At 38.7% G+C, this 5,481-nt stretch carries 6 protein-coding genes; 4 read left to right on the top strand and 2 right to left on the bottom strand.

What is annotated here, in order from left to right:
* The first annotated feature begins 371 nt into the window (after positions 1-371).
* Entirely contained in the window at positions 372-662 is a 291-nt protein-coding gene (locus NLX67_RS22330) for an RNA polymerase alpha subunit C-terminal domain-containing protein (RefSeq protein WP_254313595.1), read from the top strand.
* A 341-nt stretch (positions 663-1,003) separates the two neighbouring features.
* Here NLX67_RS22330 and NLX67_RS22325 read toward each other — a convergent pair whose 3' ends face one another.
* Together NLX67_RS22325 and NLX67_RS22320 are read right to left on the bottom strand one after the other, a co-directional pair.
* Positions 1,004-1,387, bottom strand: coding sequence for a VOC family protein (locus NLX67_RS22325; protein ID WP_254313594.1), 384 nt, complete (start codon positions 1,385-1,387; stop codon positions 1,004-1,006).
* Between the two features lie 192 nt (positions 1,388-1,579).
* On the bottom strand, positions 1,580-2,245 hold the full coding sequence (locus NLX67_RS22320) for a GGDEF domain-containing protein (protein ID WP_254313593.1): 666 nt from the start codon (positions 2,243-2,245) through the stop codon (positions 1,580-1,582).
* A gap of 1,547 nt (positions 2,246-3,792) precedes the next feature.
* On the opposite strand from NLX67_RS22320, the gene NLX67_RS22315 reads away from it, so the two are divergent.
* From NLX67_RS22315 to NLX67_RS22305, 3 genes are all read left to right on the top strand, one after another.
* Complete coding sequence (locus tag NLX67_RS22315; protein ID WP_254313592.1) at positions 3,793-3,951, top strand: YjcZ family sporulation protein; 159 nt, start codon at positions 3,793-3,795, stop codon at positions 3,949-3,951.
* Between the two features lie 510 nt (positions 3,952-4,461).
* On the top strand, positions 4,462-4,587 hold the full coding sequence (locus NLX67_RS22310; RefSeq protein ID WP_254313591.1) for a YjcZ family sporulation protein: 126 nt from the start codon (positions 4,462-4,464) through the stop codon (positions 4,585-4,587).
* Positions 4,588-4,665: 78 nt separating this feature from the next.
* On the top strand, positions 4,666-4,872 hold the full coding sequence (locus NLX67_RS22305) for a hypothetical protein (RefSeq protein ID WP_254313590.1): 207 nt from the start codon (positions 4,666-4,668) through the stop codon (positions 4,870-4,872).
* The last annotated feature ends 609 nt before the right edge of the window (positions 4,873-5,481 follow it).

The following is a 5,481-nucleotide window of genomic DNA, read 5'->3' as shown; positions in this document are numbered from 1 at the left end:
AAAGGAAGAAATCCAATTAAGAAAACTTTCTGAAACATCAAAAAAACCTCTGACGTTTTAAAACGTCGGGGGTTTTTAAATGAAATACAACAAAATAACATTTATGTTGCATTCTGTTTTACTGATCAACAGTAGACCCATACTGTTGAGTAAAAGGCTTTTCAATAACTTAATTAAAAGAAAGCTCATTCAAGGATAATATAGATTTTTTTGTTTAACTAACTAAGCAGAATTGTGGAATAAATGAGTCAGTGAAACTAACGTCAAAGTATGAAATTATTAAATTTACATAAAAAGAGTATAGTATAGGAAAAGAAATCCGTTTGGTAAAGGATTGTTAAAAATAATTTTTTATAAGGAGCCGTGTATAAATGACCACTCCAAAAACTTTAAGAACTTGCGATAAGGGGCACCAATTCTATAAAAGTAGCGACTGTCCAAGCTGCCCGACTTGTGAGAAAGAACGTAAACCTAACAGTGGCTTTCTTTCACGACTTGGAGCACCAGCAAAAAGAGCATTAGAAAACAATGGAATTACGACTCTGGAACAACTATCTAAATTTACTGAAAAAGAGATTTTGCAATTACACGGAATGGGACCATCATCTTTACCTAAACTTAGTGTTGCATTAGAGGAAGAAGGGTTATCATTCAGAAACTAAACAATATAATTATAGGAAAGAAAGGGAAGCCATCAGGAGCAGGGTTTTATGTTTAAAGTAAACGGTATCGTTAGTTCAAAAAGGAACAGAAAAGCCGGACTAAAAACCGGCTTTTTTCCTTTTGATAAAAAATCAATACTGACGTTTAACAGTTCTTAAAACATTAAAAGCACAACAACTCAAACTGTTACTCAACAGTACGTCTATACTGCACATTAAATGCCCCAGCTATTAAAAGCAGCCGGGGCGTTTTCAATACAACAAAATTGCATTTATGTTGCATTACGCTTTACTGGTCAATAGCAGGGACAGCCTGTTGATTAAGCACTCTCAAACAGGCCTTATTCATCTGCTATTGATGTAATTCTCAAATAATAGCCGTCTGGATCCATTAATCTGAAATCCTCTAAACCCCAAGGTTTTTTAGATAACCCAGTTTCGATGGGATAACCTTTTGAAACTATTTTGCTATAAAAAGCATTTATATCTTCAACTTCCAAAACAATCTCAATTCCTAAACCATTTTTCTGATTATGATTATTAACTTTAAGAGGATGTTGTTCAGGCAAATTTTTCATTCCTCCCAAACCTAATATGACATCCCCATGTTCAACTGGAACATAATCTTTATCAGCTTCTTTTGACACATTAAATTCTAAAACATCCCTGTAGAATTCAATTGATTTCTCAATATTTTCAACAAATAATTCTAATCTTAGTTTCATCACTCATTCACCTACCGTTTTATTCCAATATTAACATTTAAATAAAAAAACAGTTAATGAATTCTATTCACTTTAATCTAAATAGAAGCAGCCAAAAGGCATTCTGAGCGCTTTTTATTGATGCAACAAAATATCATTTATGTTGCATTCATCCCCGCTTTTTATTCTTTCATTTTTAGTATATACCGGCTGTTAGATCCATGTTTTTGGCTTCTGATTCTTCCGTTTTACTTTATACATGTGACTGTCAGCAATACTGATTAATTCATTTAGCGTTCTTGCTTCGTCTGGATATACAGCCACTCCTATTGCTATACCTAAATCAGGCGTAATTTCCGGACATTTTCCCAATTCTTTTGTTACTGCACATTCAATTTTTTCAATGATCTTTGCTTGATCTTTATAAACATCAGATCGGGATACAATGACAAACTCATCTCCACCCCATCTTGCAATGATTTCTGATTTATTTTGATTGGCAAGAAGAGTAGTAGATACTGCTTTTAAAACGGCATCTCCCTCTTCATGACCATACGTATCATTTATCTTCTTGAAGTTATTTATGTCTATAAGCAAGATGTTGATCTTGCTATTATCCTTTTTTGATTTACTGGCCATTTTAGAGAATGATTTATAAACAAACCTTCTGTTATAAACTTCAGTTAAAGGGTCCTTTTCAGAAAAAAACTTGGCTCTATCATACTGTTTGCCAAACCACCAGGCAATAGAAACCATTACCGGCAATCCTATTTTTTCAATGATTTCTACATGTCCCTTTACTACAAAGTAATAGCTTATATATGAACAGTTAATGATAAAGACTAACGTTGCTGTTATTATTCTTCCGGTATATTTCATTATGATCACCTTGTCGTTTTATTAGTAAAATATACCTCTAAACCCATCAATTGTATACACAAACTTGCAGTACTGCCAAAACCTGCACCATTTAATATAAGCAGCAAAAAAACACCCCCGATTCTAAAAAAGGGAGTGTTGTAAATACAACATAATAGCATTTATGTTGCATTTGGAACGCCTTAGACTCTCTAAAGATCTGGGGCGTTTTTCAACTACTCATGCCTGATCTTATGTAAACTTTAAAGTTAGTTTAATCCTTGTTGCACCAAATATTCACTTAATGTAACTTTGTTATTATAAGTAACTAAAAGATGGTTATTTTATGCATGATGTACGCTGATCCGTTGGTACGCCTACGTTTACCTCTGATATTGGCGTAATGTAATGCGACGGCCGGTGGACGGCCGGATGCCTAACGATGGACACTCGGCTGCATACGATCCTGCATAAACGGATTGCTACCGAACCCCCTGGAATCGGCCGTATTACGGAAATGTTCGGCAATAAACCGCACCCCCTGAGTTTTTAGACCCCTACGTCCGTCCAGACCCTCGTGCAGGTGTATAGCGCTATTCGTTACGCCGTATTACCTTATCGCAGGCTGTCCGGTGCCACAAACGCTCGTATTTTGCGGAATAATGCCAAAAATTGTGCAATCATGGTTTATATTTCCGCAACAGCGGGTAACGATTAACATGCGACAGTGTGGCTCCTTACTACACGTTACATGCTAGTTCTCTCTATCTACCCCTTTGCTGCGGTATTCCTCCGCGGCCTTTTTTGCGTCCGGGATCCGATAAATAAAGCGATCCAGCCGCACATATATTGATTAGGCAAGGGGCATCCTTGTTGAACTTTCCTTTAATACGTATGTTTAAAAGTAGCTATCACACCAAGTAGCTACGCTCTTTCACGTTTCTAATACGTATACATAAGATAAGACAGTGTCCATCACCTCGTATACCTCATTAAGTGACCACCGTACAATGGTCACTTTTTTTGATATTCGTTCACCTTTATCAGCGGGCGTTATTGATGAATGTACCGTAAAAAAATGGCTACATACTGGGTAACCTGCCGTTCAACGTTTTAATATAAGGCATATAATAAATTTACCGAATGATAATGTTGCAATGTGAACCTCTGACAACTAGCACAGTACTACTCAACCCCATCTTCTTTTGCTGCGGAGCTTTCCGCAGCTTTTTTTATGCGCCTTATAGACACCATAAAGCGGGCTTATATTATTAACTTTAATCTAGACCAGTTTCCTTCGGGAGCCGGTCTTTTGTGTATTTATTGGTTGCACCAACATTTTTACATCGGCCGAAAGTGCCGGATGATCCAGCGGACGGCCTGTGCCTGCATAAACGATTCAACTTATTATTCTCTTTCACAAAAAAACTATCAGTAGAGACAAGTGCTCAATCCAATACGTTCCTTTGTTCATATCCTGTAAGATGGATCCAATTATTATAGATCAATTAAAAGACATTGATTTGTATAATTGTTTCGCTACCTTTCTGTAAAGGAGTTGAAATAATATGGGTGGTTACTACGGCGGTTATGGCGGTCACGGTCCTGGGTGCGGTTGCGGTTGCGGCGGCGGTTACAAACGCGGTGGCGGCAGCGGCTTTGCGCTGATTGTAGTGTTGTTCATTCTTCTAATCATTGTTGGCGCTACAATGATGGGTGGTTGCTAATTTAAATGATCCGGCGCCATTTCAGCGATTCCATCCCCGGAGTTCTCAATCGCTTAGAAATGGCGCTCTTTGTCATGCTTTGGCGGCTTGCTTCGTCTGCTGCCTGTTGATTTCCGTCGTGATTACGGACTAAAACGATCTATCCGCACATATACTGGCGTTATTAATGAATGTACCGTTGAAAAATGGCTACGCACTGGGTATCCTGTCGTTCAACGTTTTAATATAAGGCCTACGATAAAATTAGAAAGAAATAACTTCGCTCATGGAAACCTCCGATAACTAGCGAAGCGGCCTCCGCAAAAGGGCCGCTTTTTTACGTCCGGCGCAGGACCCTCATGATACCGATGAAACGAGGCAACTATCCTCTTTCACAAAAAAAGATGATCAGTGGAGGCAAACGCTTAATCGAATACGTTTCTCTATTCATATCTTATAGAATAGGTCAATTAAAAGACATTGATTTATATAATGGCTTCACTACCTTTTTGTTAAGGAGGTGGAAAATTAATGAGTGCAGTAGCAGGAGCAGGATATGGCGGACACGGAAGCGGCTTTGCATTAGTGGTCGTTCTGTTCATTCTTTTAATTATTATTGGCGCATCGTTTGCTGGTGGTTACGGCGGTTATTGTTAATGTTCTCTTCGTATACGGATCAGGCATCATTTTCTAAAAGGTGATGCCTCTATTTATTAGAATAGGAGGTGATTTTTCATGCGTTGTCCGAGACCAATAGTCTGCCCACCGCGATGTGTGTACCATGATTCCTACATTCCCCGTGAGGTTCCTTATATTCATCCGATTGTACACGTTAACCGGCAGCATATTGTCAATGTTCCGCGGCATATTTACCAGCCCATTACAAGAAATGTCGTCGTCGACCCGGGCTATCCACGTGGATGTGGCCGTCGTTACTACTGATAGAGGAATGGCATCCTCACTTTTTACACGGCTGTCTTCACTGCAGTCGATTTTTTATGTTGAAAAATCACTGTACCTGATTCCTCCTATTTTTGTTACTAGATTGGACGCCTCTGTCACACTTCTGCGTTAGCAGCTATCCTTTCATTTTTCTAATACGAATACATACGATAAGACTGTGTCATACATCACTCCATCACCTCGTATATCTAATTAAGCGGCTGCTACTCCGAGGCTGCTTTTTTGATTTTAGGGATAGCCGCCCTCGACATTTTTAGTATAAAGCATATGATATATGACCAAGTGGTATAATCCAACCACAAGGACACCTCCTATAACTATGAAAGCGGTCACCCCACAGGGACCGCTTTTTATATTAAGGAGCTTCAGCGAATGCAGTATCTACGCAGCAAGATATGACTCAGACTCACGTTTTTCAATATCAAATAGCCGCGCCAAATCATGAAGTATGAGCAGCTCAAAAACGCCCCAGATTTTAAAAATCGGGAGCGTTTCTAATGCAACAAAATAACATGATCTGCCCCCCGTCAAGTAGACACTCATAAAGAGCTACATAGCCTTCACACGATATTCAACAGGGGAAAGATT

It is taken from the genome of Domibacillus sp. A3M-37 (assembly GCF_024213455.1).
GTDB classification, from domain to species: domain Bacteria; phylum Bacillota; class Bacilli; order Bacillales; family Domibacillaceae; genus Domibacillus; species Domibacillus tundrae.
The sequence above is the reverse complement of the archived record's forward strand: the minus strand, read 5'-3'. Positions and strand labels throughout refer to the sequence as shown.